Source organism: Ferrovibrio terrae (assembly GCF_007197755.1).
GTDB lineage: Bacteria > Pseudomonadota > Alphaproteobacteria > Ferrovibrionales > Ferrovibrionaceae > Ferrovibrio > Ferrovibrio terrae.
Window position 1 is genome coordinate 1,803,402 of record NZ_CP041636.1, and the last position, 26,963, is coordinate 1,830,364.

The window sequence follows — 26,963 nt, forward strand, 5'->3', positions numbered from 1 at the left end:
TCGGCATGGCCCTCGCGGGCTGCGCCGCTGCGCCGCGGTTTGAACTGCCCGACAGTCCGGTGCAGGGCATGTATCGCTCGGGCGTGCCGCATACCGACCGCGAGGGGCGCAGGATGATGGCCTTCGAGGCGGGTCGGTCGTTCCTGCCGATCGGCATCTACCATGGCCTGCAGGGCGATCATTTCGGGCGGCGGTACGATCCGGCCGATCTGGCTGCTGCCGGGTTCAACACCGCGCATCTGTGGCAGGTGCAGGACATACCGGCGGCTGTGTCGGCCGCGCAGCGCAGTGGCCTGCAGGTCATCTTGCCGGCGGCAACAGAGGTCGAACTGGATACTGTGGCGGGCAATCCTGCGATCCTGGCCTGGCTGGGCGAGGATGAGCCGTCGCAATATGTGCCGGCGGCAAAGACCGCGGCACGGATTGCGGCTTTTCAGGAGTTGCGCGCGCGCCTGCAGCGGCGCGACATGGCCGAGCGTCCGGTCTTTGTCATGGAGCCCGCCGGACTTTCGCCGCGGCAGGCCAGCACCTGGCGGCAATGGATCGCGCAGGGCGATGTTGCCGTCCACTTCAATTATCCTTTCGCCCGCCAGTTTGCGCCGGTGCGGACTATTGAACGCGTCGCGGTTTCGGTCCGCCGCGCGGTGCAACTGAACGACGCGTGCAAGCCGGTCTGGTTCGTCTATCAGGCGTTCGCCGGTCAGGCCGGCTGGACCATGCCCGAACCGATACAGATGCGGAGCATGGTGTATGCCGCGCTGATCCATGGCGCCACCGGCGTCATGGCCTTCGGACTGGACAGCTACGCCATGCGGGATGGCCATGTGGTCGGGATCGCGCCGCAACCCGCGGCCTCTTACGGCCCGACGCCGGACTACGACAATAGCGGCCGCCCGCCGCTGGAGGTCGACGCGGCGCAACTGGCGAAAAGCCGCCGGCTCTGGCAGGCCGTCGCAAAGCTCAATGGCGAGCTGAATGCGCTGACGCCGGTCATCCTGTCGCCGACCGCCGCGATGACGGTTGAGGTTGAGCCTCACGGACAAGCCGTCACGCCGATGCCGGTCCGTATCCTGCTCAAGCGCCTGCCGGATGGCAGTCACGTGATGCTCGCCGTCAATCTGGATGATGCGCCGCTTGACGTGAGCTTCCGGTTCCCGGCAGACATCATTGCGGTCGCGCGACGTTTCGATGAGGGCAGCGAGCCCATGCGGCAAGGCCGGCATCTGCAAGACAGGTTCCGGGCCTTCGATGTGCGGGTCTATGACTTGCGGTTTGCTGGCGCGTCATGACGCAGAGACTCCTGCCATGGGCGATCTATATGACTGCGGCCATCCTGGTGGTCATCTACGTCAACCTGTTTCCGGTCTGGCAGGGCCTGTCGCAGCTGGCAGCTGGCAGGGGACTGACGGTGGCGCCGATTGTTGCGGCGCTGGCAGTTCCCCTGTTGCTGATGATCCGGCGTCGTCGGCGCTGGCTGCCGGTTTTGCTTGCACTGGCCTTTGCCGCAGGTGGCCTGCTGCTGGCCGATCCGCTATTTCCGGCCAAGCGCATTCATGTGGCTGAATACATGCTGCTCGCGGCCCTGCTGCGTCTGGCCGCGCCCCGGTCACTGGGCGCCTGGCAACGCACGATGGTCGCGGCCATGGCGGGTGCGCTGTTCGGGATGCATGACGAGATGATCCAGGGCCTGCTGCCGGAACGGACATTCGGGCTTGCCGATCTTGCGGTGAATGCCTGCGGTGCCGCGGCCGGTGCATTGCTGGTGCAGGGAGGCTCGGGTGACGATGTGAAGCCTGAAGAACGTCTCACGGATTTGCCATGGCCGTTCTGGGCTGTGCTGTTCGGCGTCGTCCTGGAGGCGGTCGCATTGCCGGCCTTCCGCGATCGTGCGCTGCCGCTATGGAGCACGGCGCCCGTCCTGGCGGCAGCCGCCGCCTGTTTTCTGCTGCCGCCGCCGCGCAGTGCGGCTTTGCGGCATGTGCAGGTTCTTGTCGTGGTGCTGGGCGTTGCGCTCGCGCTCTATCCGGTTGTGACCCATGTGGCTCCGCTCAGTTTTCGCTAGCCTGCTGGCGCTGGCCGCGCTGGCGTCGCTCGTGCCGCTGCTGGCCGGGCGTGCCGCGCCGCCACGATATAATGTCATCCTGCTGACGGTAGAGAGCCTGCGCATCGAGATGATGAGCGACGCCAATGCGCCGCAGCTGCGCGCCGCAGCCGGGCAGGGATTGAGCTTCACGCAGCATCGCGCCATCTCGGCCTGGACTGCGCCGAATATCGTCGCGTTGCTGACTGGCCTGGATGGTTTCCGCCAGGGGATGCATTCCTCGGCCGACATGCTGCCACGCGGCCTGCCGCGGCCCCTGCAAGATCTCTCGCGCGAGGGCTGGCGGGTGTCAGGCCTACAGCCATTCATGCTGCTCAACCAGTTCCAGTCGCTCGGTCTGCTAATCGAAGCCGGCGAAAGCCTGTTGCCCTGGCTGGCGGCGCGCCGGCTGGAGCAACGGCCTTTCTTTCTCTGGCATCATTATCTCGACACGCATCTGCCCTATGCCCCGGCGCCGGCCTTCATGCCCGACTGGGAGAGTCTGCTGCCCGCCGGTGACGCCAGGGCGCAAGCGCGGATGCAGATAGTGATGACGCAGTCGTCCATCCCGGCCGGCAGTGTCGCATGGCAACCCTCGGATCGCCCTGCTATCGCTGCCCTGCATGCGGGAACCTTACGCCAGTTCGATGCCTGGTTCGGCGACTTCTGGCGCTTCTTCAATGACAGCGGCCTGCGCGACACGACGATCCTGGTGGTGACGGCAGATCACGGCGACGAGCATCTGGAGCGCGGCCAGGTCGGCCATGCCTCCACCACACGCGCGGGGCATCTGCATGAGGAACTGCTGCGCGTCCCGCTCTTCGTCTGGCTGCCGCCGGACCTGAAGGTCGCGCCGCAGCACCTGGATCGTCCCACCGATCATACCCAGGTGATGCCCAGCCTGCTGAGCTGGCTCGGGCGTCAACCCTCCGCGCCGCCGCTGCTCAGTTCGTCGCAGCGGTCCTGGTCGGGCCTGACCAGCCATGCCGGATTCGGTGAGCCGGACCCGTATCGGGTGACAGTCTTTCACGCCGCGCGGATCGAAGGTGACTGGAAACTGCATCATGAATACCGCGATGGCCGCCTGACGGAGGCGCGGCTGTATAATCTGTCAGACGATCCGGGCGAGACGCTCAACCGGATCGCGCAAGCGCCGGAGATCGCGACGCGACTGGGGACAAAGCTGGAGTCTGACTTTGCCGCGCGCCAGCAGTCGGTATCCCTTGCGGCCCCGGCGGCTGATGTTGGGGCGCCGGCGCCGCACTGGCTGGAGCCGGCCGGCAGCCGCGCGTTACGCTTTGTCGATGTGAAGGATCGCTTCCGGCTGGCCTGGAGCGGCGCGCCGGAAACCGCTTATCGCATCGAATACGAAGCCGGCGAGGGACGCATGACGCTGAACGGTACGCTCGAAACCCTCGGGCCGGAACGGATCTTCAGCGGCATCGATGAACATTACTGGCGAACCTATATCCTGCCCTACCAGCGCGTCAGGCTGCGGGTCGGTCCGGTCGGTCGTGACGATGCCTGGAGCGACTGGCTGGAGTTGAGGGCGCTGCCATGAGCCATCTCCTGCGGCACAGCATCGCGATCCTGATTTTTGTTCTCGCCTGCGGCGGCTGGCTGCTTGGGGCGATGGACACGCCACTGTTGAACCGGCAGCTGGCGGCGCAACATGCATTGGCGACCTCTGTCGCCAAGACCGGCGGCCTCGACCTGATGGCGGAACAGCGGCTCGCAGAGGCCTATTGGCAGCGCAATCCGGATGTCGCCGCCAGCAGCCATTACGGCCGCCAGGGCAGAACAGGCATTTTTGGTGCCCGCGAGCATTGGCTCAGTCATGGCAGGGGCGAGGGACGGCACTGGGGCGAGTGAGCGAAGCCAGGCTTGCCTCATGCGCCGGTGACGATCTGTATACGCCACAATTAGGCAAGTGCATCGCGGTATCGCACCTGCGAAGTGTTGCAGTTGCGAAGTTTAGTAAACTCCACGCAGTCTCTGCGGTCGCAGTTGCGCAATATGGCAGCTGATACTCTGCGAGTTTAGTAAACCCTGCCGCAGCTGCGGCATGCGACACAGGTCGAAAGCCGCCGCGTCTTGTCATGCTTGCGGCTGCCGCAAGGCCAGCTATATGCTGCCCGCAAGTCTGAACATATATATCAGATATAAAGGGAGGCATAATGGCGGGAGTATTCTGCCGCGACGTCCGCAAGGCGTTCGGCTCGACACAGATTCTGCACGGCGTCTCGATCGATATTCAGGATGGCGAGTTCGTCGTGCTGGTCGGGCCTTCAGGCTGCGGCAAATCCACCCTGCTCCGGATGATCGCCGGCCTGGAAAACATCACGGGCGGCGAAATCGCCATTGGTGATCGTGTGGTCAACAACGTTCCGCCGAAAGAGCGCGACGTCGCCATGGTGTTCCAGAATTATGCGCTCTATCCGCATATGACGGTGGAGGCCAACATGGCCTTCTCGCTGATGTTGCGCGGCGCCGAGAAGTCCGAGATCGACCAGCGTGTGCAGCAGGCTGCCGGCATCCTCGGCCTGAAGCCGCTGCTGGAGCGTTTCCCGCGCCAGCTGTCCGGCGGCCAGCGCCAGCGCGTCGCCATGGGCCGCGCCATCGTGCGCGATCCGCAGGTCTTCCTGTTCGACGAGCCGCTGTCGAATCTCGATGCCAAGCTGCGCGTGGCGATGCGCACCGAGATCAAGGAACTGCACCAGCGACTCAGAACCACCACCATCTATGTGACGCATGACCAGATCGAAGCCATGACCATGGCTGACAAGATCGTGGTGATGCATGACGGCCGCGTCGAGCAGATCGGCACGCCGCTCGAACTCTACGACCGGCCCGACAACATATTCGTCGCCGGCTTCATCGGCTCGCCGGCGATGAATTTCGTGCGTGGCAAGACCAATGGCGGCAGCTTCGCGGCCGACAGCGGCATTCATCTGCCGTTGCCCACGCGCGGCGGCGGCGCATCCGGCCAGCCCACTGTCTATGGCGTCCGGCCCGAGCATTTCGCGCTTGCAGATGACGGTGCCGAAGCCGAGGTGCGCGTGGTCGAGCCGACCGGCTCCGAAATCATGGTCGCCGCCAAACTCGGCGATGCTGATGTGATTGCAGTGTTTCGTGAACGTCACAAATTCAAGCCGGGCGACAAGATCCGGCTGAAGCCCAATCCCGAGCTTGCCCATCTGTTTGACGCGTCGACTGGAAAAAGGCTGAACGCCTGAATAATCAACGGAGGAAAAGACCGATGAAAGATTTATCACGTCGTACATTCGTCCAGGCCAGTACTGCTGCTGCCATTCTGAGCAGCTCCTCGTTTTTCGATTGGGCCAAGGCCTGGGCGCAGACCGCGCCCTGGAAGCCTGAAGCCGGAGCCAAGATCAACCTGATGCGCTGGCGCCGCTTCGTGGAAGCCGAAGATGCCGCCTTCATGAAGATGGTCGCCGCCTTCAAGGCCGCCACCGGCGTGGACGTGAATGTCGTCAACGAATCGTTCGACGACATCCAGCCCAAGGCTTCCGTGGTTGCCAATACCGGCCAGGGCCTCGACATGGTCTGGGGCCTGTACTCGCTTCCGCATCTGTTCCCGCAGAAGTGCCTCGACCAGACCGACGTCGCCGACTATCTCGGCAAGAAATACGGCGGCTGGGCTCCGGCGGCCGAGATGTACGGCAAGTCGGGCGGCAAGTGGATCGGCATTCCGGTGGCCACCACCGGCGGCCTGATGAACTACCGCATTTCTTCGATGCAGAAGGCAGGCTTTAAGGAGTTCCCGAAGGACACGGCGAGCTTCCTTGAGCTGGTCAAGGCGCTGAAGAAGAACAACACGCCGGCCGGTTTCGCGCTTGGCCATGCCTCGGGTGACGCCAATACCTGGCTGCACTGGGCCTTGTGGTCGCATGGCGGCCAGCTGGTCGACAAGGACGACAAGGTCATCATCAACTCGCCTGAGACCGCCAAGTCGCTCGAATTCGTCAAGGCGCTGTACGAGAACTTCATTCCCGGCACCGCGTCGTGGAATGATTCGTCCAACAACAAGATCTTCGTGTCGGGCGATCTCCACCTCACCTCGAACGGCATCTCGGTCTATGTGGCGGCCCAGAAGGATAACAAGGCCGTTGCCGACGACATGGACCATGCCTATATGCCGATCGGCCCGGTGGGCAAGCCGACCGAACTGCATCTGGCCTTCCCGATCCTGACCTTCAACTTCACGAAGGCGCCGAATGCCTGCAAGGCCTTCACGGCCTTCATGCTGGAAGCGGAAAACTTCAATCCGTGGGTCGAGGCGGCGCAGGGCTACCTGTCGCACTTCCTGAATGCCTACGACAAGAATCCGGTCTGGACGTCAGATCCGAAGCGCACGCCGTATCGCGACGTGTCGAAGCGGACCCTGACGCCTGGCGGTCTTGGTTCGCTCGGCGAAAAGGCGGCGGCTGCGGTTGCCGACTTCATCGTCGTCGACATGTTCGCCAACTACGCGACGGGCCGTGAAGACGTCAAGGGAGCGATTGCCGTGGCTGAGCGGCAGGCCAAGCGCATCTATCGCTGATCGAGAAACGGATCGCGGGCGGGCAACTGCCCGCGATCCTCTCTTCTCCCGATATTTTGAATATGAGCGGCACTGGACGGAAACAGAATGGTTGATGTGGCCGAGAAACCGACGACGAGGCGCGCTCCGCAGGCGATGGAAGTCAGCGCCTGGAGCCAGCTCAAGGCGAACCGCAACTGGCTCGGCTGGTGGTTCATGCTGCCAGCGCTTGGTATCCTGGTGCTGTTCCTGGCCTATCCACTCGGCCTTGGTGTCTGGCTGTCCTTTACCGATACCAAGATCGGCCGCAGCGGCGTTTTCATCGGCCTGGAGAATTACGAATGGCTGCAGGGCGATACAGTCTTCTGGCTGTCGGTGCTCAACACGCTGCTCTACACCATCGTCGCCAGTATCGTGAAATTCGCCGCAGGCCTCTATCTCGCGCTGCTGCTCGACAAGCATATTCCCTTCAAGGCGCTGATCCGCGCCGCCATCCTGATCCCCTTCATCGTGCCCACCGTGCTGTCGGCCATCGCCTTCTGGTGGATCTACGATTCGCAGTTCTCGATCTTGTCCTGGTCGCTGAAAAAGATGGGGCTGATCACGCAGAATATCGATTTCCTCGGCGACCCGTGGAATGCGCGCTGGTCCACCATCTTCGCCAATATCTGGCGCGGCGTGCCCTTCGTGGCGATCACGCTGCTGGCCGGCCTGCAGACAGTGTCGCCATCGCTCTATGAGGCCGCGACGCTGGATGGCGCCACGCCCTGGCAGCGCTTCCGCCATATCACCTATCCGCTGCTGACGCCGATCATCGCGGTGGTGATGACCTTCTCGGTGCTGTTCACCTTTACCGACTTCCAGTTGATCTGGGCGATGACCCGCGGTGGCCCGGTGAACGCCACCCATCTGATGGCCACGCTGTCGTATCAGCGCGGCATCCTGGGCGGACAGCTCGGCGAGGGCGCGGCCATCGCCACGGCTATGATTCCGTTCCTGCTCGGCGCGATCATGATTTCCTGGTTCGGCCTGCAGCGCCGCAAATGGCAGCAGGGTTCAGATAATGACTGACAGGGCAATGACTGATACGGCAATGACTGGAGTGCGAATCTGATGGCGATTGCAGAAACGAAGTCCGATCACTCCGAGGGCATGAGCTATCTCGAGACCGTGCCGAAACGGCTGGTCACGCTGTATCTGCCGCTGCTGATCTTCCTGGTCGTTCTGCTGTTCCCGTTCTACTGGATGGCGCTGACGGCGATCAAACCGAACGAGCAGCTGCTCGACATGGAGCGCGTCAGCCCGTTCTGGACCTGGGATCCGACGCTGCAGCATATCAAGAAGCTGCTGTTTGAATCGAATTATCCGAAATGGCTGTGGAACACGATGTATGTCGCCGCCGGCGCCACGGCACTGTCGATCATCGCCAGCGTGCTGGCCGCCTATGCCATCGTGCGCCTGCGTTTCAAGGGTGCGCAGACGGTGGGGGGCCTGATCTTCCTCGCCTATCTGGTGCCGCCGTCGATCCTGTTCATCCCGCTGGCCACCGTGGTATTCCAGTATGGCCTGTTCGACAGCCCGCTGGCGCTGATCCTGGTCTACCCCACCATCCTGATCCCGTTCTCCACCTGGCTGCTGATGGGCTATTTCAAGACCATCCCGTTCGAGCTGGAGGAATGCGCGCTGATCGACGGAGCCTCGCGCTGGCAGATCCTGACCCGCATCGTGCTGCCGCTCTCGATCCCCGGCCTGATCTCGGCCTTCATCTTCTGCTTCACGCTGTGCTGGAACGAGTTCATCTATGCGCTGACCTTCCTGCAGTCGGTGACCAACAAGACTGTGCCGGTCGCCATCGTGAACGAGTTCGTCGACGGCGATATCTATCGCTGGGGCTCGCTGATGGCTGGCGCGCTGGTCGGCTCGCTGCCGCTGGTGGTCCTCTATGCCTTCTTCGTCGAGCACTACGTCTCGGCGATGACCGGCGCCGTGAAGGAGTAGCCGCGAAGGAATAGCAGGAGTCTTCTCCGCGAATAAAAAAGCGGGCCTGCATTGCAGGCCCGCTCCCGTTTAAGCTTCCGACTGGCGTGAAATTACTTCTTCACCAGCGGGCATTTCGACTGCGACAGCGGCTGGAAGGCTTTGTCGGCCGGGATGGTCGCCAGCAGCTTGTAGTAATCCCAGGCAGCCTTCGACTCAGACGGCTTCTTCACCTCGAACAGATACATGTCGTGGACCATGCGGCCGTCCTCACGGATCTTGCCGTTCTTGTAGAAAACGTCGTTGATGGTGATCTCGCGCATCTTCGCCATCACCTCTTCGGTGCTGTCGGTGCCGGCCGCCTGCACCGCCTTCAGGTAATGCAGGACCGACGAGTATGTGCCGGTCTGCAGCATGTTCGGCATGGCGCCCACGGTGGCGAAGAACTTCTGCGACCATTTCCGCGTGTCGTCATTCATGTCCCAGTAGGAGGCTTCGGTGATGGTCAGGCCCTGGGCTTCCTTAAGGCCAAGCCCATGCACGTCGTTGATGAAGCCGGCGAGCGCTGCGAGCTTGTAGCCGCTCTGGGTCAGGCCGAATTCCGAGGCCTGCTTGATCGAATTGATGGTGTCGCCGCCGGCATTGGCCAGCGCGATTACCTTCGGCTTGGCGTTTTGCGCCGTCAGCAGGGCGGACGAGAAATCCGACGTGCTGACCGGATGCCGGGTGTTGCCGAGCACCTTGCCGCCGAGGCTGGTGACGACGGCGCTCAGGTCGTTTTCCAGGCTGTGGCCGAAAGCGTAATCGGCCGTGACAAAATACCAGGTGTCGAAGCCCTGCTCGACCAGCGCGCGCCCGGTGCTTTGGGCAATGGCATAAGTGTCATAGGCCCAGTGAACGGCATAAGGCCCGCAGGCATCGTTGGTGATGCGGATCGAGCCCGGCGAGCTCAGCGTCAGGATCTTTTTCTTTTCCTTGGCGATCTCAAGCACCGCGAGTGCCGGCGAGGAGGAGGCGACATCGAGGATGGCGTCGACCTTTTCGGTATCGAACCATTTGCGCGCCACGGCGGCGCCGATATCGGGCTTGTTCTGGTGGTCGGCATAGACAAGTTCGACTGGCATGCCGTTGACCTTGCCGCCGAATTCATCGATCGCCATCTGCGCGGCGGTCACCGCGCCCTTGCCGGTGATGTCGGCATAGACGCCGGACATGTCTTCGATGACGCCGACCTTGATCACGCCGTCGGAAATCTTGGCACTCTGCGCGAGTGCGGTGTGCGAACAGAAAGCCGCTGTGGTGGCGATCAGGGCTGCGGCGGTGCGATATGGCATTTTCATTTGAGTCCTCCCCAGGACGTTGATACTCAGTTTCGGATATCGGCCTACTTTTTGGTCCCTTTGTCGGCAAAGGCGGCGAGGCCGCGTCTGGCGTCCTCGCTGGTAAAGGTGCGCTGGCCCAGCGCGGCCTCCTGACGGAAGGCCTCGGCGAGCGGAAGATCCTGCAGCGTGAGTGCGGCTTCCTTGATTGTCTGCACGGCGCCGGGGCTCAGGGTCGCGATCTTCTCCGCGATCTTGAAGGCAAGAGGTTCGACCTGCTCAGAAGGACAGACCCGGTTTACGACGCCTTTGGCCAGCATGTCCTGCGCCGAAAAACGTTCGGCGGTCAGCATGATCTCCATGGCATGGGCATAACCGATCTGCCGCACCAACCGCACCAGCGTACCGCCTGCCGGTACGAAACCGTGCTTGGGCTCCGGTAGCTGGAAGATGGCTGTGCCTGCGGCGATACGGATGTCAGTCGCCAGCATGATCTCGAAGCCACCGCCCATGCACAGGCCGCGAATGGCGCTGATCATCGGCTTATGGAAGCCGGTGAATTTGAGATGCGCCGGGTCCCAGGCCGAGATATCCATCTTGTCCGACGCCAGCGCGGGAATGGATTCGGTGAGATCGGCGCCGACGCAGAAGGCGCGCTCGCCCGCACCGGTCAGCACCACGACGCGGACATCAGCATCGTCCTTGATGTCGAGGAAGGCGCTGCCGAGATCGTCATACATGGCCAGCGTCAGCGCATTCAGCTTGTCGGGCCGGTTGATGCGAACCGTGGCGATATGACCGTTTCTGATCAGATCGATCGACATCAGATCGCCCCCGATGACTTGAGGCGTGCGAATTCCTCCGGCGTCACGCCAGCCAGGCGTGCCAGCACCAGTTCGTTATGCTCGCCGGGCGCCGGGGCTTTCTCGAAGGCGATGTCGGCCAGGCCGGACAGTTTGATCGGCTGGCCGAACATGCCGAGCAGCCGGCCCGCGATGGGCACGTTGACGATCATGTTGCGGGCCGCGATATGCGGGTCTTCCACCACTTCAGCGATATTCTTGATGGCGCTGAGCGGCACCTTGTCGCCGGCCATCTCCTCCAGTTCGGCCTTGGTGTATTTGCCGAACCAGCCTTCCAGCAGCGGCTTGACGATGGTTTCCGCCACCTTGTGGTCGAAGCGCTTTTCCATCGTATCGATGGCCGGGTCCTTGGCCTTGTCCGGTTCGCCGAACAGGGCGCAGGTAATCGCCCAGAATTTGTCCGTATAGCCGCCGAAGAAAACGTAGCCGTCCTTGCAGCGGAACTGCCCGTAGGGCCGCACGAAAGGATGATCGTTACCGAGTGGCGAGGCGATCTCCTGCTTGCTGGTGTAGCGCACGACGGCATGTTCAGTGAGTGTCAGCACCGAATCCTGCTGCGAGACATCGACCACCTGGCCGCGGCCGGTCTTTTCGGCTTCGCGCAGGGCCGCCAGCGTACCGATGGCGGCATAAAGCGAGGCAGCCAGATCGCCGATAATGGTGCCGACGCGCACCGGCGGCATATCGGGATAGCCGTTCATCGACCACAGCCCGCCGGCGGCCTGCCCGGTATTGTCATAGGCCGGCTTCGACGAGTTGGGCCCGGTGCGGCCGAAGCCGCTGATCGCGGTGTAGATCAGGCGCGGATTGATCTGCTGCAGCACCTCGTAGCCCAGTCCGAGCTTGTCCATCGTGCCAGGGCGGAAATTCTCGACCAGGATATCGGTGTTGCGCACCAGCTTCTTCAGCAGCTCCTTGCCCTCGGCCGATTTGAAATTGAGGGTGATGCCGAGCTTGTTGCGGTTGTACTGCGTGAAGAAGGCGCTGAGCTGCGCATCGTCCGGGCCGACGAAAGGCGGGAAGCTGCGCGCATAATCCGGATCGCCGGGATGCTCGACCTTGATCACGGTGGCGCCCAGATCGGCCAGCAGCATCGAACAGAAGGGTCCTGCCACGACGCGCGTGATGTCCAGCACCGTCAGGCCTTTCAAAGGGCCGGCGCGTTCCTCGAGTCCTTCACTCTGCGTCTTTGCGGTCACGTCAGTCTCCGATGCTGCAATGGATCTGCGGCATCAACTATTTCCGGGATTTATGACCGCGCAAGGCGTCCAGCAGCTCCTTGGCGCGATCGGTGCGCACGTCATGGCTGGCGGCCAGTTCGGCCGCCACCTTGTCGATCTCCTCGCCCGAGGCACCGGCGACGATGGCGATGTTGCGGGCATGCAGCGCCATATGGCCGCGCTGGATGCCTTCGGTGGCCAGCGCGCGCAAAGCCGCCATGTTCTGCGCCAGGCCGACGGTGACGGTGATTTCGGCCAGTTCCTGTGCGCTGCTCACGCCCAGGATACGCAGCGCCAGCTGGGCCAGCGGATGCGTCTTGGTCGCGCCGCCGACCAGGCCAAGCGCCATCGGCATTTCCAGCGTGCCGACCAAGCGGCCGTCCTTGCTGAGTTCCCAGGTGGTCAGCGAGGTGTAATGCCCGCTGCGCGCGGCAAAGGCATGCGCGCCGGCTTCGATGGCGCGCCAGTCATTGCCGGTGGCGACCACGACCGGGTCGATGCCGTTCATGATGCCTTTGTTATGCGTGGTGGCGCGGTAGGGATCGACGGCCGCAAAGGTATAGGCATCCAGGATGCCTTCGATCACGCGCTTGCCGGAGAATTCCTTCGTGGTCAGCGATTCTTCGGTCAGGCTGACGCGGGCGCGTGCAATGCGGCGATCGGCCAGATTCGACAGGATACGCAGGCGCACCTGGCCGCCGGTGACACGCTCGATGATCGGCGCGACCGTCTCGGCCATGGTGTTCACCGTGTTGGCGCCCATGGCGTCGCGCACATCGACCAGCAGATGCGTCACCACGATGGGGCCGCGCGGCGTCTGCGGGAAGACATGCACCTCGATGTCGCGGCAGCCGCCGCCCAGCCCGATCAGCACCTTGTCGCGCGCATTGGCTGCGGTCACGATCTCGTCGCGCGCTGCCAGGATCTGCAGTCGTGCGCCATGCGGATCGCTCACGCCGATCAGTTGCACCTGGGCGCGCATGATCGGCAGCGTGCTGGAGGTTTCGAAGCCGCCGCAGTCGCGCGCCAGCCGCGCCATGTAGGAGGCGGCGGCGACAACGGAAGGCTCTTCCACCGCCATCGGGATCAGATAGTCGCGGCCGTTGATCTGGAAGTTGGTGGCAATGCCCAGCGGCAGCTCGAAGGTGCCGACCACATTCTCGATCATGCCGTTGGCGCGCTCGACCGGCAGGGCGCCAGGTTGCGCCAGCAGGGCACGGTCGGCATCCGACAGGCCGGCGGCGGCGGCGAGCGCCGCCAGACGCTGCGCCGGCGTCATGTTGCGGTAATTCTCGATACGCGAATTGATCATCTGTCCTGCCGTACCGGCAGAGACCGCCTTGCTCATCGTGTTTCCTCCACTTGGCCGCCGCCTTGCCGGCGCGGTCCTGATCACGGTTTCAAAATCACGGTGCATGCCGGTTTAAACAAGGGACAATTTCCGCTATTGTCCGAGGAACTGTACTGATTGAATAACTGGTACAGTCTGGAGGAAACATGCGGATTTCCCGCGCCGAACAGATCGCGCGCAACATCGCGCAGCAGGTCGAGCAGGGTCATCTGACGCCCGGCGCGCGGCTGGGCTCGGTGCGCCAGGCCGCCGCTGAATTCGGCGTGTCCAAAAACACTATGGTCGAGGCCTACGACCGCCTGGTGGCGCAAGGCTATCTCGAACCCAAGCGCGGCTCGGGCTTCTATGTCGCGCGGCCGCGACCCAGGACATCGAGCGCGATCCGCCCCGCGCATGTCAGCGAGGCAATCGACCTGGTCTCGCTGCTGCGCGAGCAGCTCAACCAGCATTATGCCGTGCGCGTCGGCGACGGGCGGCCGCCAGCGACCTGGATGGAGGCGTCTGAACTCGGCCGTCATCTGCGCCTCAGCACGCGCGGCGGCGAACGTGTCGAACATGGCTATGGCGCGCCGCAGGGTTATGAACCCCTGCGCGAAATGATCGCGGGCCGGCTGATCGAACGCTCGATCCATGTCACGGCTGAACAGATACTGCTCACCTTCGGCGCCAATCACGCGCTCGATCTGATCGTGCGGCATTTCATCGAACCGGGCGAGGCCGTGCTGGTCGACAGTCCCGGCTATTACCCGCTGTTCGGCAAGCTGAGGCTGGCGCGCGCCAATGTGATTGGCGTGCGCCGCACTGCGGATGGCCCCGATCCCGAAGACCTTGAGGCCAAGGCGGCGCAGTATCGGCCCCGCCTGTTCTTCACGCAGACGCTGGCGCATAACCCGACTGGCACCTCGATGACGCCGGCTGCGATGCACCGCCTGCTGCAACAGGCCGAACGGCTTGGCATGATCCTGGTGGAAGACGATCCCTTCGCCGACCTGCTGCCGCCGATCACGCCGCGTCTTGCCACGCTTGATCGTCTGGAGCGCGTGATCTATGTCGGCACGTTTTCCAAGACGCTGTCGGCCTCTTTACGCACCGGCTATATCGCCGCGTCGCCGGCGCTGATCCGTTCGCTCACCGATGTGAAGATGCTCACCGTGGTGAACAGTTCAGGCTATGTCGAACGCCTGATCCACGAGCTGATGGCCGATGGGCATTACCGCCATCACCTGAGCCGGCTGCGCGACCGCGTGGCGCGCGCCTCCAGCCGCGCCATGGCCGAGCTCTCCGCCATTGGCATCGACGGATTCAATCCGCCGGCCGGCGGCTATTACATGTGGTGCCCGCTGCCCGCCAGCTGCGACGATGTGGAACTGGCGCGGCTGGCGGCCGAGCGCGGCATCTTCCTGGCGCCCAGCTCGATCTTCACGCTGGACCGCGCCACGCATGTCTCGGCTCTGCGCGTCAACATCGCCTATGCGGATGATCCGGCATTTCTGGGGTTCATGGCCGAACACTGCCGCCCAGTTTAGCCTAAGCTGGCGTGCGGCGTTTAAGGCAGCCATTGAGAAACAGTTCGACCGCGTGGTCGATGGCGGCATCAAGCGCAGCCTTTGATTTCGCCGCCGGTTTGCCGGCCAGCAGCAGGCCGAGCTGGTTCTGCGCCAGCACCATGCCGAGGAACTGCTGCGCCGCCAGGTCCGGGTTGGCGATCCGCAGGCTCGGCTGCGCCTTCAGATATTCCGCCAGGGTGGCGGCGATGGCGACCGGGCCATGGCGGTGGATGAGCCGGCCGAGCTGCGGCTGGCGGGCGGCCTCGGCCACCACCAGACGGTGCAGCGCCAATGAGCGCGGGGCGAGTGCGAGGTCGAGATAGGCGCGCGCCATCTGCCGCAGTGCCTTTTCAGGGGGCAGTCCGGCCAGGGTCATGCGCTGGAAAGCGCCGGTCAGCCGGCCGGCCAGTTCGGCGATGATGGCGCTGAACAGCGCCTGCTTGCTGGAAAAATGCGCATAAACCGTGATTTTCGAGACTTTGGCGCGGGCTGCGATCGCATCCATGCTGGCGGCGTGGTACCCGCCCTCGAGGAAGACGTCCATCGCCACCGCCAGGATATCGGCATGCTTGCGGGCATCGGCCGGGCGTCCGCGCCGCCGTGGCGGCGGGGTGGGGGAATTGGTACGTTTGGTCCGTGCTGTCATGCGGTAATAATTGCCTTATATTTTCTACACTCTACAGTACAGATATATGGCGCGCATCCGGATCCGCATGAGGATCCGGCGAAAACCCGGGGAGGGGTGGCGCCGTAGATTTCCGAATTGGCAGGCGGGTGATGAAGAAGAGCTTCGGTATCAGCATTGTTGCGCTGGCGGTGGTCGGCGGCGTGATCTGGGTTTACGGCCCGGAGATCCGCGAGAAGGTCACGCCCAGCGCATCGGGCACGACGGCGACCGCGCCGCGGCAGGGCAGCGCGCAGGCGCCGATCCCGGTGGATATCCGCCAGGTCGGCACCGGCGCGGTGCGTCAGCAGATCGAAGCCATCGGCAGCCTGCGCTCGGATGAGTCTGTCGTGGTGCGGCCGGAAATCGCCGGACGTGTCAGCGAAATCCTATTCGAGGAAGGCCAGCCGGTGAAGCGCGGTGCGCCGCTGCTGCGGCTCGACGCCGCCATCGCACGCGCGCAGGTCAACCAGGCGCGCGCCAGCATCACGCTCAGCCGCGCCAATTTCAGCCGCGCCAAGGAACTGGCCGACCGTGGCGCCGGCACCCAGCGCACGCTGGACGAAGCGCAGGCCAAGATGTCGACTGACGAAGCGGCTCTGGCGCTCGCCCAGGCCACACTCGACAAGAGCACGCTCAGCGCGCCCTTCGACGGCATCCTCGGCCTGCGCCAGGTCAGCGTCGGCGACTATGTCAATCCTGGCCAGACCATCGCCAATATCGAAAGCGTCGAACAGCTGAAGGTCGATTTCCGCATTCCGGAAATCTATGCCCAGGTCATCGCCAGCGGCCAGGCGATCCGCGTGCGCCTCGATGGCTTCCCCGGCGCGACCTTTGACGGCCGCGTCTATGCCATCGATCCGGCGATCGACCCGAACGGCCGCGCCGTGATCCTGCGCGCCCGCCTGCCCAATGCCGACAAGAAGCTGCGGCCGGGCATGTTCGCCCGCGTCACGCTGATCGTGGAAGAGCGCCCGAATGCGGTGCTGATCCCCGAAACCGCGCTGATGCCGATGGGGCGCGATGTCTTCGCCTTCCGCGTCATCGATGGCAAGGCCGTGCAGACCAGGCTGCGCACCGGCCTGCGCCGCGGCGGCGAGGTCGAGGTGCTGGAGGGCCTGCAGGCCGGTGACACCATCGTGTCGGAAGGCGCGCAGAAGCTGCGCGACGGCCAGTTCGTACGCGCGTCGAAGCTGGCGGGTTCGTAAGCCATGAAAATCTCCGACCTCTGCATCCGACGGCCCGTTTTCGCCACCGTGCTCAGCCTGGTGGTGATCCTGGTCGGCCTTGTCGCCTTCACGCGGCTGACGGTGCGCGAATATCCCAATATCGATCCGCCGGTGGTGCTGGTGGAAACCGTCTATCGCGGCGCCAGCGCGGAAGTGATCGAAAGCCAGGTTACGCGCGTGCTGGAAGAGTCGATCGCCGGCATCGAGGGGATCGACTTCGTGCGCTCGATCACGCGGCCGGAGCGCAGTCTGGTGGTGGTGCGCTTCAAGCTGTCGCGTGACGCAGAGTCCACCGCCAATGACGTGCGCGACCGCGTCAGCCGCGTGCGCGGTAAGCTGCCCGATGAAATCGACGAGCCGATCGTGTCGAAGGTCGAGGCCGATGCCCAGCCGGTGCTCTATATCGCCTTCTCGTCGGATCGCCATTCCGCACTTGAATTGACCGATTTTGCCGACCGCTATGTGAAAGACCGCCTGCAGTCGATCGCCGGCGTGTCCGAGGCGCGTATTTTCGGCGAGCGCCGCTACGCCATGCGCATCTGGCTCGATGCCGGGCGTCTGGCCGCCTACAACCTGACGCCGCAGGATGTGGAAGGCGCGCTGCGCCGCCAGAATGTCGATCTTCCGGCCGGCCGCATCGAAAGCCGCAACATGGAATTCACCGTGCTGTCGGAAACCGACCTGCGCACGGCCGAACAGTTCGGCGCCATTATTGTCCGTGAAGTGAACAGTTACCCGGTGCGGCTCAGCGATGTCGGCCATGTCGAGGTCGGCCCGGCCGATGAGCGCGTCAGCGTGCGTTTCAACGGCAAGCCCGCCGTCTCGCTTGGCGTCGTCAAGCAGGCGGTTGCCAATCCGCTGGATATTTCCGCAGGCGTGCGCGAGGCGCTGCCGTCGATCCTGGAAAACCTGCCCGAAGGCATGCAGGCGCAGATCGCCTACGACACCTCCGTCTTCATCCGCGCCTCCATCGACTCGGTGTATCGCACCATTGGCGAGGCGGTTCTGCTGGTGGTGGCGGTGGTGTTCCTGTTCCTGCGCAACTGGCGCGCCACGCTGATTCCGGTTGTCACCATCCCGGCCTCGCTGATGGGCGCGTTCGCCATCATGTATGCGATGGGTTTCACCATCAACACGCTGACCCTGCTCGCCATGGTGCTGGCCATCGGCCTGGTGGTCGACGACGCCATCGTGGTGCTGGAAAACATCTATCGCCATATCGAAGACGGCATGGCGCCGCTGGACGCCGCCTTCAAGGGCGCCAAGGAAATCGGTTTCGCCGTGGTGGCGATGACGCTGACGCTGGCCGCCGTCTATGCGCCGATCGGCTTCATGAGCGGCACGACCGGCCGCCTGTTCACCGAATTCGCCTGGGCGCTGGCCGGTGCCGTGCTGGTCTCCGGCTTCGTCGCGCTGACGCTCAGCCCGATGATGTGCGGCCGCCTGCTCAAGCATGAAGTGAGCCATGGCCGGCTGTTCAACCTGGTGGAAAAAGCGCTCAACGGCATGACCGACGGCTACAGCCGTTTTCTGCGGCAGGCGCTGAAGGCGCGGCCGCTGGTGATCCTGATCGGCGTCGTCTTTGCCGGCGGCAGCTATTTCCTGTTCGCCATGCTGAAGCCCGAACTGTCGCCCATTGAAGACCGCGGCACCATCATCGGCAGCTTCAACGGCCCCGAAGGTGCCACGCTGAACTACATGGAGAAATACGCCCGCCAGGTCGAGAGGATCATGGAAGAAGTGCCCGAGGCGGTGTCGCGCTTCGTGGTGTCGGGCAATCCGATCCTGTCGCAGGGTGTGTCATTCACCCGCCTGGAACACTGGAACGACCGCGACCGCAAGCAGCAGCAGATCGTCACCCAGCTGACGCCCAGGTTCAACGAGCTGGCCGGCGTGCAGGGCTTCGTCAACAATCCGCCGTCGCTGGGCCAGAATCTGCGCTCGCCGCCGGTCTGGATCGTACTGCAGGGCAGCATGGACTACAGCGAACTCAACCGCCTGGTCGGCCTGGTGACGGCCGAGGCGGCGAAGTATCCGGCGCTGACCAACATCGACACCCGGCTGAAAATGAACAAGCCGGAGATCAAGGTTGCGGTCAATCGCGAGAAGGCGTCCGATCTCGGCATCGATGTCGACACCATCGGCCGCACGCTGGAAACCATGCTGGGCGGCCGCCAGGTCACGCGCTTCAAGCAGAACGGCAAGCAGTACGACGTCATTGTGCAGGTGGCCAATATCGAGCGCGCCAACCCGGAAGACCTGTCGAAGATCTATGTACGCGGCCGCAGCGGCCAGATGGTGCAGCTGTCGAACCTGGTCGATGTGCGCGAGTCGCTCACCGCGCGCGAACTCACCCGCATGAGCCAGCTGCGCGCCGCCGACGTGACCGCCAACGTGGCGCCGGGCTATTCGGAAGGCGAGGCGCTGGCCCAGCTGGAAGCCGCCGCCCGCGCGGTGCTGCCAGCCACGGTGCAGATCGACTACAACGGCCAGTCGCGCGAATTCAAGCAGGCCTCGGGCGATATCCTGTTCACTTTCATCCTTGCGCTGTTGTTCATCTACCTGGTGCTGGCGGCGCAGTTCGAAAGCTTCATCGACCCCTTCATCATCATGCTGACGGTGCCGCTCTCGATGACCGGCGCGCTGCTGGCACTGAAACTGGGCGGCGGCACGATGAACATCTACAGCCAGGTGGGATTGGTCACACTGGTCGGCCTGATCACCAAGAACGGCATCCTGATCGTGGAATTCGCCAACCAGCTGCAGGAAGAAGGCCGCAGCCGGCTGGAGGCCGTGATCGAGGCCGCGTCGCTGCGCCTGCGCCCGATCCTGATGACCACGGCGGCGATGGTGCTGGGCGCGCTGCCGCTCGCCATGGCGCTGGGCGCCGGCGCCGAAAGCCGCAACCAGATCGGCCTCGTCATCGTCGGCGGCCTGCTGCTTGGCACGCTGCTGACGCTGTTCGTGGTGCCGACCGCCTATACGCTGCTGGCACGCGACCGCAGCAAGGTGAAGGCCGCCGCTCCTGCGGCGGTGCACCATCCGGCCGAGTGACTGCTGTCTGCTGGCGGGGCCTTGATCAGCCCCGCCTCTTGATCGAGCACGGAGGTCGGGCATTATCGCCGCATGACCGCAGCCGCAACCCTGCCGCCCGAAATCAACGATGCCTCCGCCTGGTATGGCCCGGCCATGCTGCAGGACCAGAGCTGGCTCACGCATTTCACACCTGACGAAGTCGCCGAGGTCGAGGCCGCGATGCGGCGTATCGCCAGCGGCCCGGATGCGGTAGCCGCGCAGCTGACGCCGGCGGATTTCCCGTTGCCGATACTGGGCCCGCGGCTGGCCGGCATCAGGGCCGAGGTGCTGGACGGTCGCGGCTTTGCGCTGCTGCGCGGACTGCCGGTCAAGCACTGGTCCTTGCGTGAATCCGCGATTGCCTTTCTCGGGATCGGCAGCCATCTGGGCAGCGCGCGGTCACAGAATGCGCGCGGACATATCCTTGGCCATGTCAGGGATATGGGGCTCAGCAGCAACGATCCGAATGTGCGTATCTACCAGACGCATGAACGCCAGACGTTTCACACCGATTCCGCCGATATCGTCGGGCTGCTGTGCCTGCAGGTGGCAAAATCCGGGGGCCATTCGGCTCTGGTCAGTTCGGTCACCGTGTTCAACGAAATGCGCCGGCGCCGGCCGGACCTGCTGGCGCATCTGCTGGCACCCATCGAGACCGACCGGCGCGGCGAAGTGCCGGTGGGCGAGAAGCCGTATTTCACCATCCCGACCTACAACTGGCATGACGGCCATCTCTCGGCGATCTATCAGCGCCAGTATATCGAGAGCGCACGCCGCTTCGACGACGTCGCGCCGCTGACGCCCGAACAGGTCGAGGCCTATGACCTGTTCGACGCGCTGTGCAACGATCCGGCGCTGAATTTCCACATGGTGCTGGAGCCGGGCGATGTGCAGCTGGTGCACAATCACACCCTGCTGCATGATCGCACGGCCTTTGAGGACTGGGATGATCCGGCGCAGCGGCGGCACCTGCTGCGGCTCTGGCTGGCGCCGAAACAGGCACGATCGCTGCCGCCGGTCTTCGCCCAGCGCTATGGCAGCGTCACGCCCGGCGAGCGCGGCGGGATTATTGTCCCTGGCACGCAGCTGACCGTGCCTTTCGAAGCGGTATGAGCATGATGGATATAAAAACGGTTGCCATTGTTGGCGGCGGACTGATCGGCGCCAGCTGGGCGGCGTTGTTCACGGCAAACGATATCGACGTTATCGCCTGGGACCCCGATGCCACGGCGCGTGCGCTGTTCCGCGAGCGTATGAAAGCGGCGCGCAAGCAGCTGGCCCAGCTCGGCCGGCGTGGCAAAGGCAAGGTGAAGGTTGTGGCGCGGCTCAAGGCGGCCGTTGCCGATGCCGACCTGATCCAGGAAAACGCACCCGAGAAACTGGAACTGAAGCACAAGCTGTTTGCCGAGATTCTCGCCGCCGCCAAACCGCAGGCCACCATTGCCAGCAGCACATCCTCCTTTGCCTGGTCGCAGCTGACCGAGGGCATGAAAGACGCGGCGTCGCGACTGATCGTGTCGCATCCTTTCAATCCGCCGCATCTGGTTCCGCTGGTCGAACTCTATGGCACCGATGCCGACCGCGTGGCGCAGGCCGGCGCCTTCTATGAGGCGATGGGCAAGGTGACGATCCGCATGAAGCGCGAGGCGCCCGGCCATGTCGCCAACCGGCTGGCCTCGGCGCTGTATCGCGAGGCCGTGCATATCGTCGCCGAGGGCATCGCCGGTGTTGCTGATGTCGACAAGGCGCTGGTCGAAGGTCCGGGTCTGCGCTGGTCGATCCAGGGCGCGCATATGACCTATCACCTCGGCGGCGGTGATGGCGGCTACCGTCACTATCTCGACCATCTCGGCCCCAGTCAGGAAAAGCGCTGGGCCGCCCTCGGCCAGCCGTCATTGACCTCCGAGGTAAAGGACAGGCTGGTGCGCGGCGTCGATGAGGAAGCCGCCGGCCGCAGCATCGCGGAGCTGTCGGCCGAACGCGACACCATGCTGATCGAGACGCTGAAACTGCGGGCGAAGCAGCGCCGGCAGCGCTGAACCGCGAAATGTAGCCAGACAATATTCGGCCCATAATTCGGTCCTGGCCGAAACATCCTGCCTTGTTCCGGCACGATCCGGCCTTACTCTGGTGCAAACAAACCAGAGGAAACCGCCATGCCTGTCTCCGCCACCGACAAACGCACCGCCTTCCGCAAGCTGCATGAGAGCGGCTGCTTCGTCATTCCCAATCCCTGGGATGCCGGCTCAGCCGTGCTGCTGCAGAGTCTGGGTTTCAAGGCGCTCGCCTCCAGCAGCGCCGGCATGGCCTGGTCGATGGCGAAGCCCGACAACAAGGTTGAGCGTGACGACGTGCTGGCGCATCTGCGCGCGCTGACCGCTGCCACCGACATTCCCGTCAATGCCGATTACGAGAACGGTTTCGCCGACGACCCGGACGGTGTCGCCGCCAATGTGGTCAGGGCGGTCGAGGCTGGTGTCGCCGGGCTGTCGATCGAGGATTCGACCGGCAACAAGGCGGCGCCGCTGTATGATTTCGACCTCGCCGTGAAGCGCATCGCGGCGGCGCGGGCTGCCATCGACAAGACCAACAGCGGTGTGCTGCTGACCGCGCGCACCGAAGGTTTCTTTGTCGGTCGTCCGGACCTGGACGAGACGGTGAAGCGGCTGAAGGCCTTCGCGGCCGCCGGCGCCGATGTGCTCTATGCGCCCGGCATCAAAGAAGACGCGCAGATCCAGGCGGTGGTCCAGGCTGCCGGGAGCAAGCCGGTCAATATGCTGACCATGGGGCAGAGCGTGGCCGACCTGGCCAGGCTCGGCGTGCGCCGCATCAGCGTCGGCGGTTCGCTGGCGCGCGTTGCCTGGGGTGAATTCATCCGCACCGCCAAGGAGATTGCCGCCGAAGGCACCTTTGAGCATTTCAAGCAAGGCGCACCGGGTGCGGAACTGAACCGGCTGTTCACCCAGCGCCTGAACAGCTGACGGAATTGGCGGCAGCTTAGTTGCCGCCGGCTTGGTTGCCGATGGGGGCGGGGCAGGGCAGACTGTCGCTCCGCCATGCGCCATATCCTGCCATATCTGCTTACCAGCCTGGCCCTGATTGCGGCCGGGGTGGCGGCGCATATCGTCACCAGTGTGACGCCGGTGGTGGCGGTGTCGCTGTTCTTCGTGCCGGTGGTGCTGGTCTCGGCGCTCGCCTTTGGCGTGTTCCTGGCGCTGTATGCCGCGATCTGCACGCTGGTCATTGCGGCCTATTTCTTCTATCCGCCCATCTTCTCGCTCGCCGTGCTCGACCCGGTGCAGATGGTCGATCTGGCGATCTTCACTGTGGTCGCGGCGGTGGTCGGGCCGCTGGCGGCCTGGGCGCGCAGTTCGGCACAGCGCATGCAGCAGCTTTACGACGTCGGCCGACATCTCGCCGCCGTGGCAGAAACCCCCGAGATTCCGCAAGCCATCGCGTATCAGACCCAGCGGGTTGCCGGCGTTCCTTGCGCCGTGTTGCTGCACCAGGATGATGCCTGGACGGTCGCGGCGGTTTCGGGAATGGCCAATCCGCCCGAAGCCGATCTGATCGATGCGGCCTCGAGCTGGGTCATGGACAGGGACGGCGTACAGCGCAAAGTGGTGGAGGGCCCATGGGTTCTTTATGCGGTGCGCCACGGCAAACGACTGCTGGGCGGCCTGGCGCTGCATGGCAGCAGTACGGCGATGGAACCGGTCTTCCTGGCCGCGCTGATCGAACTGGTGGCCACTGCGCTGGAGCGCAAGCGCCTGGCCGAACGCAGCGAGATTGCCCGTATCGATGCCAAGGCGGACCAGTTGCGCGATGCAATCATCAGTTCGATGTCACATGACCTGCGCACGCCGCTGGCCGCCATCCTCGGCTCTTCCTCAACGCTGGAGCGCTACGGCAACCTGTGCAGCGAAGAAGAGCGCACGGAACTGGTGGTCGCGATCCGCGAAGAGGCCGAACGGCTCGAGCATTTCATCGGCCGCCTGTTCGACCTCACTCGCATCCGGGCCGGCCGCCTGCATCCGGTGCTCGAGCCGACCGACCTGATCGATATCGTCGAGGCGGCGCTCCGACACTGCCACGGTCATCTTGAGGGCTATCACCTGCGCGTCGAACTGCCAGCCCACCTGCCCATGGTGACGGCGGATGCGGTGCTGCTGCAGCAGGCGCTGGTCAACGTGCTGGAAAACGCCGCCAAATACGCCTCGCCTGGCAGCCCGATCCTGATCGGCGCCTTTGCGGCTGCGCGTTATGTCGAACTTTTCGTGCGCGACAACGGCCGCGGCATGACCCCGGAACAGAGTCTGCAGGTCTTCGACCAGTTTTATCGTGCCATCAGTCAGGTCGAGGAGCCGCATGGCACCGGCCTTGGCCTGACGATCAGCCGAGCCTTCATCGAAGCCAGCGGCGGGAGTATCATGGCGGAAAGCGCCGGCCTGGGACAGGGCACCACGATGCGGATACGCCTGCCGATCATGGAATCCAGCGGCGCGGCCCAGGGCGAATATCGCGGAGTCGCGGAATGAACAGTGCGCGTACCATCCTGGTCGTCGATGACGAGAAACAGATCAGACGTTTCCTGCGCACCGGCCTGTCGGTGCATGGCTATGAGGTGATTGAAGCCGAATCAGGCGCCGAAGCCCTTCGCGAGGCCTCCACGAAATCGCCCGACCTGGTGGTGCTCGACCTGCAGCTGGGCGACATGGACGGGCTGGATGTGCTGCAGCGGATTCGCGAATGGTCGTCGTTGCCGGTGCTGATCCTGTCGGTGCGCAACCGCGAGGTCGAGAAGGTGAAAGCGCTGGAGCTGGGCGCCGACGATTACATCACCAAGCCCTTCGGCATCGCCGAATTCATTGCCCGGGTGAATGCGCTGCTGCGCCGCATCCCCGAAGTCGTCGCCCAGCCGGTCTTCGCCGTCGGTGACCTGAACATCGATATGGCGCGTCGCCAGGTGCTGCTTGCCGGCGCCGAGATCAGGCTGTCGCCTAAGGAATATGCCCTGCTGCAATACCTGACCCGCCACGCCGGCAAGGTGGTGACGCATGAGCAGATGCTGAAGGAAATCTGGGGCGACGGCCATGCCGAGGATGCGCATTACCTGCGCATTTTCATGCGCAAGCTGCGCCAGAAGGTGGAACGCGACCCGACCCAGCCGCGCTATATCGTCACCGAGGTCGGCGTCGGCTATCGCCTGCGCGTGCAGGACCAGCTCGAAGCCTCATCCTGAACGGATTGCCCGATAAAAAAGGCGCCGGGTTGCCCCGGCGCCTTCTTCGTGTCCTGGCGACGACGATTACTTGTCGTCGGCGAAGATGTCCTTGTTCCGGTTCTCCGGAACGAAGATCGCGCCGATGATCAGCGTGCCGACCGCGATCACGATCGGGTACCACAGGCCGGTGTAGATGTTGCCGGCTTCGGCGCTCATCGCGAAGGCAGTGGCCGGCAGCAGACCACCGAACCAGCCGTTACCGATATGGTAGGGCAGCGACATGCCAGTGTAGCGGATGCGGGTCGGGAAGAGTTCGACCAGCGCCGCGGCGATCGGGCCGTACACCATCGTGACCAGGATGATCAGGAAGGTGAGGAGCACGATCAGCTTGAGCGGCTGCGCCCGGAAGATGTCGAAGAAGCCCGAGGTCTTGACGATCTCGGTATTGGCGACACCCGGAACCGGATACCCGGCGGCGCCCAGCGCGTCGTTCACCGACTTGGTGAAGGCGGCCGGAACGGTCTTGGCTTCGTCGCCAGTCAGCTTGCTGGCGTCGTAGGAGTGGATCTCCTTGCCGGCGATCTTCACCACCGTTTCGGTCGCACCCGCCTTGCTCTCGGTGGTGTACTGCACCGAGCTGCGCGCGAGCGTCGCCTTGGCGATGTCGCAGGCCGTGGTGAACTTCGAGGTGCCCGTCGGGTTGAACTGGAACGAGCAGTTCTTCGCGTCGGCGATCACCACCACCTCAACCGACTGATGCGCCTTGTGCAGCTGCGGGTTGGCGGTTGCGGTGATGTAGTTGAACACCGGGAAGTAAGTGATGGCTGCGATCAGGCAGCCGGCCAGGATGATTACCTTGCGGCCGACACGGTCGGACAGCGAGCCAAAGAACACGAAGCCGCCGGTACCGATGATCAGCGCCCATGCGATCAGCACGTTCGTGGTCAGCAGGTCGACGCGCAGCACGTTCTGCAGGAAGAACAGGGCGTAGAACTGGCCAGTATACCACACCACGGCCTGACCGGCGGTGAGGCCGAGCAGGGCGATCAGGGCGAACTTGGCGTTCTTCCACTGGCCGAAGGCTTCCGACAGCGGCGCCTTCGAGGTGCGACCCTCTTCCTTCATCTTGGTGAAGGCCGGGCTCTCTTCCATCTGCATGCGGATGTAGACCGAGATGATCAGCAGGAAGATCGAGAGCAGGAACGGCACGCGCCAGCCCCAGTCGGCGAAGTCCTTCTCACCGAGGTAGCTGCGGCAGGCCAGGATGACCAGCAGCGACATCAGCAGGCCGAGCGTGGCCGTGGTCTGGATCCAGCTGGTGAAGTAACCGCGACGGTCCTGCGGGGCGTGTTCCGCCACGTAGACCACGGCGCCGCCGTATTCACCGCCGAGCGCCAGACCCTGCAGCATGCGCAACGCGATCAGGATGATCGGCGCGGCCCAGCCGATGCTGGCATAGCCGGGCAGCAGGCCGACCAGGAAGGTCGAGGTGCCCATGATCAGGATGGTCATGAGGAAGGTATATTTGCGGCCGACAATATCGCCGAGGCGACCGAAGACCAGCGCACCGAACGGGCGGACCAGGAAGCCGGCGGCGAAGGCGAGCAGCGCGAAGACGTTGCGCGTCGCTTCCGGGAATGCCGAGAAGAACTGCGCGCCGATCATCGCGGCCAGCGAACCGTAGAGATAAAAATCGTACCATTCGAAGATGGTGCCGGCGGACGAGGCGAGAATGACTCGCTTCTCATCCTTGGTCATCGGCCGACGGCGCCCGCCGTCGGCAGCAATATTGGCGCTCATGAGCGTTCCCTTCCCTTGTGAAGCGGTCGCGGCTTTTCAAGCGCGCGATCCGATGGGGAATCATAAATTGT

At 64.0% G+C, this 26,963-nt stretch carries 22 protein-coding genes; 16 read left to right on the forward strand and 6 right to left on the reverse strand.

Features of this window, described 5'->3' with window-relative positions; translation table 11 throughout:
* The first annotated feature begins 5 nt into the window (after nucleotides 1-5).
* From FNB15_RS08860 to FNB15_RS08895, 8 genes are all read left to right on the forward strand, one after another.
* Complete coding sequence (locus tag FNB15_RS08860) at nucleotides 6-1,289, forward strand: hypothetical protein (protein ID WP_144068349.1); 1,284 nt, start codon at nucleotides 6-8, stop codon at nucleotides 1,287-1,289.
* Nucleotides 1,286-2,062, forward strand: coding sequence for a VanZ family protein (locus tag FNB15_RS08865; RefSeq protein ID WP_144068350.1), 777 nt, complete (start codon nucleotides 1,286-1,288; stop codon nucleotides 2,060-2,062). Before FNB15_RS08860 ends, FNB15_RS08865 begins: the two co-directional genes overlap by 4 nt.
* On the forward strand, nucleotides 2,037-3,641 hold the full coding sequence (locus FNB15_RS08870) for a sulfatase-like hydrolase/transferase (RefSeq protein WP_144068351.1): 1,605 nt from the start codon (nucleotides 2,037-2,039) through the stop codon (nucleotides 3,639-3,641). The genes FNB15_RS08865 and FNB15_RS08870 overlap by 26 nt, the downstream gene beginning before the upstream one ends.
* On the forward strand, nucleotides 3,638-3,952 hold the full coding sequence (locus tag FNB15_RS08875; protein ID WP_144068352.1) for a hypothetical protein: 315 nt from the start codon (nucleotides 3,638-3,640) through the stop codon (nucleotides 3,950-3,952). The genes FNB15_RS08870 and FNB15_RS08875 overlap by 4 nt, the downstream gene beginning before the upstream one ends.
* A gap of 305 nt (nucleotides 3,953-4,257) precedes the next feature.
* Nucleotides 4,258-5,316, forward strand: coding sequence for an ABC transporter ATP-binding protein (locus FNB15_RS08880; RefSeq protein ID WP_144068353.1), 1,059 nt, complete (start codon nucleotides 4,258-4,260; stop codon nucleotides 5,314-5,316).
* A gap of 23 nt (nucleotides 5,317-5,339) precedes the next feature.
* Nucleotides 5,340-6,644, forward strand: coding sequence for an ABC transporter substrate-binding protein (locus FNB15_RS08885; RefSeq protein WP_144068354.1), 1,305 nt, complete (start codon nucleotides 5,340-5,342; stop codon nucleotides 6,642-6,644).
* 87 nt (nucleotides 6,645-6,731) lie between these two features.
* Nucleotides 6,732-7,694: a carbohydrate ABC transporter permease gene (locus FNB15_RS08890; protein ID WP_144068355.1), complete on the forward strand. Its 963-nt coding sequence runs from the start codon at nucleotides 6,732-6,734 to the stop codon at nucleotides 7,692-7,694.
* A 42-nt stretch (nucleotides 7,695-7,736) separates the two neighbouring features.
* The gene (locus FNB15_RS08895; protein WP_144068356.1) at nucleotides 7,737-8,621 is read left to right on the forward strand and encodes a carbohydrate ABC transporter permease; all 885 of its coding nucleotides are present in this window, start codon (nucleotides 7,737-7,739) and stop codon (nucleotides 8,619-8,621) included.
* Nucleotides 8,622-8,713: 92 nt separating this feature from the next.
* Here FNB15_RS08895 and FNB15_RS08900 read toward each other — a convergent pair whose 3' ends face one another.
* Genes FNB15_RS08900 through FNB15_RS08915 form a run of 4 tightly spaced genes read right to left on the reverse strand, consistent with a single transcriptional unit; the run spans nucleotide 8,714 to nucleotide 13,350 of the window.
* The gene (locus FNB15_RS08900; protein WP_144068357.1) at nucleotides 8,714-9,940 is read right to left on the reverse strand and encodes an ABC transporter substrate-binding protein; all 1,227 of its coding nucleotides are present in this window, start codon (nucleotides 9,938-9,940) and stop codon (nucleotides 8,714-8,716) included.
* Between the two features lie 44 nt (nucleotides 9,941-9,984).
* Nucleotides 9,985-10,743, reverse strand: coding sequence for an enoyl-CoA hydratase/isomerase family protein (locus tag FNB15_RS08905; RefSeq protein WP_144068358.1), 759 nt, complete (start codon nucleotides 10,741-10,743; stop codon nucleotides 9,985-9,987).
* Nucleotides 10,743-11,981 (reverse strand): CaiB/BaiF CoA transferase family protein, encoded by a 1,239-nt coding sequence (locus tag FNB15_RS08910; RefSeq protein WP_144068359.1) that lies wholly within the window; start codon nucleotides 11,979-11,981, stop codon nucleotides 10,743-10,745. The genes FNB15_RS08905 and FNB15_RS08910 overlap by 1 nt, the downstream gene beginning before the upstream one ends.
* A gap of 37 nt (nucleotides 11,982-12,018) precedes the next feature.
* Nucleotides 12,019-13,350 carry a hydroxymethylglutaryl-CoA reductase, degradative gene (locus FNB15_RS08915; RefSeq protein WP_246068828.1) on the reverse strand — a complete coding sequence of 444 codons (1,332 nt, stop codon included), beginning with the start codon at nucleotides 13,348-13,350 and terminating at the stop codon, nucleotides 12,019-12,021.
* Between the two features lie 149 nt (nucleotides 13,351-13,499).
* Here FNB15_RS08915 and FNB15_RS08920 point away from each other — a divergent pair, with 149 nt between their 5' ends.
* Complete coding sequence (locus tag FNB15_RS08920; protein WP_144068360.1) at nucleotides 13,500-14,879, forward strand: aminotransferase-like domain-containing protein; 1,380 nt, start codon at nucleotides 13,500-13,502, stop codon at nucleotides 14,877-14,879.
* Nucleotide 14,880: 1 nt separating this feature from the next.
* Here the strand turns inward: FNB15_RS08920 and FNB15_RS08925 are convergent, their stop codons facing one another.
* Complete coding sequence (locus FNB15_RS08925) at nucleotides 14,881-15,546, reverse strand: TetR/AcrR family transcriptional regulator (RefSeq protein WP_144068361.1); 666 nt, start codon at nucleotides 15,544-15,546, stop codon at nucleotides 14,881-14,883.
* A gap of 131 nt (nucleotides 15,547-15,677) precedes the next feature.
* Here FNB15_RS08925 and FNB15_RS08930 point away from each other — a divergent pair, with 131 nt between their 5' ends.
* The 7 genes from FNB15_RS08930 to FNB15_RS08960 all read left to right on the forward strand — a co-directional run bounded on the left by FNB15_RS08930 (nucleotide 15,678) and on the right by FNB15_RS08960 (nucleotide 25,110).
* Nucleotides 15,678-16,772, forward strand: a complete 1,095-nt coding sequence (locus FNB15_RS08930) for an efflux RND transporter periplasmic adaptor subunit (protein ID WP_144068362.1) — start codon at nucleotides 15,678-15,680, stop codon at nucleotides 16,770-16,772.
* 3 nt (nucleotides 16,773-16,775) lie between these two features.
* Complete coding sequence (locus tag FNB15_RS08935; RefSeq protein ID WP_144068363.1) at nucleotides 16,776-19,847, forward strand: efflux RND transporter permease subunit; 3,072 nt, start codon at nucleotides 16,776-16,778, stop codon at nucleotides 19,845-19,847.
* A 72-nt stretch (nucleotides 19,848-19,919) separates the two neighbouring features.
* Nucleotides 19,920-20,981, forward strand: coding sequence for a TauD/TfdA family dioxygenase (locus FNB15_RS08940; protein ID WP_144068364.1), 1,062 nt, complete (start codon nucleotides 19,920-19,922; stop codon nucleotides 20,979-20,981).
* A 2-nt stretch (nucleotides 20,982-20,983) separates the two neighbouring features.
* Nucleotides 20,984-21,907 (forward strand): 3-hydroxyacyl-CoA dehydrogenase NAD-binding domain-containing protein, encoded by a 924-nt coding sequence (locus FNB15_RS08945; RefSeq protein WP_246068829.1) that lies wholly within the window; start codon nucleotides 20,984-20,986, stop codon nucleotides 21,905-21,907.
* A gap of 117 nt (nucleotides 21,908-22,024) precedes the next feature.
* Nucleotides 22,025-22,849 (forward strand): isocitrate lyase/PEP mutase family protein, encoded by an 825-nt coding sequence (locus tag FNB15_RS08950; RefSeq protein ID WP_144068365.1) that lies wholly within the window; start codon nucleotides 22,025-22,027, stop codon nucleotides 22,847-22,849.
* Nucleotides 22,850-22,924: 75 nt separating this feature from the next.
* Nucleotides 22,925-24,406 (forward strand): sensor histidine kinase, encoded by a 1,482-nt coding sequence (locus FNB15_RS08955; protein WP_144068366.1) that lies wholly within the window; start codon nucleotides 22,925-22,927, stop codon nucleotides 24,404-24,406.
* Entirely contained in the window at nucleotides 24,403-25,110 is a 708-nt protein-coding gene (locus tag FNB15_RS08960) for a response regulator (protein WP_144068367.1), read from the forward strand. Before FNB15_RS08955 ends, FNB15_RS08960 begins: the two co-directional genes overlap by 4 nt.
* A 66-nt stretch (nucleotides 25,111-25,176) precedes the next feature.
* On the opposite strand, the gene FNB15_RS08965 is transcribed toward FNB15_RS08960, so the two are convergent.
* A complete protein-coding gene (locus tag FNB15_RS08965; RefSeq protein WP_246068830.1) occupies nucleotides 25,177-26,892 on the reverse strand; it encodes an MFS transporter in 1,716 nt (571 codons plus the stop codon).
* Between the last annotated feature and the right edge of the window lie 71 nt (nucleotides 26,893-26,963).

What these genes read in the sequence shown, in the direction of transcription:
- FNB15_RS08885 (WP_144068354.1), top strand. Translation starts at nt 5,340, where the DNA reads ATGAAAGATTTATCACGTCGTACATTCGTCCAGGCCAGTACTGCTGCT.
- FNB15_RS08920 (WP_144068360.1), top strand. Translation starts at nt 13,500, where the DNA reads ATGCGGATTTCCCGCGCCGAACAGATCGCGCGCAACATCGCGCAGCAG.
- FNB15_RS08905 (WP_144068358.1), bottom strand. Translation starts at nt 10,743, where the DNA reads ATGTCGATCGATCTGATCAGAAACGGTCATATCGCCACGGTTCGCATC.
- FNB15_RS08875 (WP_144068352.1), top strand. Translation starts at nt 3,638, where the DNA reads ATGAGCCATCTCCTGCGGCACAGCATCGCGATCCTGATTTTTGTTCTC.
- FNB15_RS08890 (WP_144068355.1), top strand. Translation starts at nt 6,732, where the DNA reads ATGGTTGATGTGGCCGAGAAACCGACGACGAGGCGCGCTCCGCAGGCG.
- FNB15_RS08935 (WP_144068363.1), top strand. Translation starts at nt 16,776, where the DNA reads ATGAAAATCTCCGACCTCTGCATCCGACGGCCCGTTTTCGCCACCGTG.
- FNB15_RS08915 (WP_246068828.1), bottom strand. Translation starts at nt 13,350, where the DNA reads ATGAGCAAGGCGGTCTCTGCCGGTACGGCAGGACAGATGATCAATTCG.
- FNB15_RS08925 (WP_144068361.1), bottom strand. Translation starts at nt 15,546, where the DNA reads ATGACAGCACGGACCAAACGTACCAATTCCCCCACCCCGCCGCCACGG.
- FNB15_RS08880 (WP_144068353.1), top strand. Translation starts at nt 4,258, where the DNA reads ATGGCGGGAGTATTCTGCCGCGACGTCCGCAAGGCGTTCGGCTCGACA.
- FNB15_RS08945 (WP_246068829.1), top strand. Translation starts at nt 20,984, where the DNA reads ATGATGGATATAAAAACGGTTGCCATTGTTGGCGGCGGACTGATCGGC.
- FNB15_RS08940 (WP_144068364.1), top strand. Translation starts at nt 19,920, where the DNA reads ATGACCGCAGCCGCAACCCTGCCGCCCGAAATCAACGATGCCTCCGCC.
- FNB15_RS08895 (WP_144068356.1), top strand. Translation starts at nt 7,737, where the DNA reads ATGGCGATTGCAGAAACGAAGTCCGATCACTCCGAGGGCATGAGCTAT.
- FNB15_RS08900 (WP_144068357.1), bottom strand. Translation starts at nt 9,940, where the DNA reads ATGAAAATGCCATATCGCACCGCCGCAGCCCTGATCGCCACCACAGCG.
- FNB15_RS08965 (WP_246068830.1), bottom strand. Translation starts at nt 26,892, where the DNA reads ATGAGCGCCAATATTGCTGCCGACGGCGGGCGCCGTCGGCCGATGACC.
- FNB15_RS08870 (WP_144068351.1), top strand. Translation starts at nt 2,037, where the DNA reads ATGTGGCTCCGCTCAGTTTTCGCTAGCCTGCTGGCGCTGGCCGCGCTG.
- FNB15_RS08865 (WP_144068350.1), top strand. Translation starts at nt 1,286, where the DNA reads ATGACGCAGAGACTCCTGCCATGGGCGATCTATATGACTGCGGCCATC.
- FNB15_RS08860 (WP_144068349.1), top strand. Translation starts at nt 6, where the DNA reads ATGGCCCTCGCGGGCTGCGCCGCTGCGCCGCGGTTTGAACTGCCCGAC.
- FNB15_RS08960 (WP_144068367.1), top strand. Translation starts at nt 24,403, where the DNA reads ATGAACAGTGCGCGTACCATCCTGGTCGTCGATGACGAGAAACAGATC.
- FNB15_RS08950 (WP_144068365.1), top strand. Translation starts at nt 22,025, where the DNA reads ATGCCTGTCTCCGCCACCGACAAACGCACCGCCTTCCGCAAGCTGCAT.
- FNB15_RS08955 (WP_144068366.1), top strand. Translation starts at nt 22,925, where the DNA reads ATGCGCCATATCCTGCCATATCTGCTTACCAGCCTGGCCCTGATTGCG.
- FNB15_RS08930 (WP_144068362.1), top strand. Translation starts at nt 15,678, where the DNA reads ATGAAGAAGAGCTTCGGTATCAGCATTGTTGCGCTGGCGGTGGTCGGC.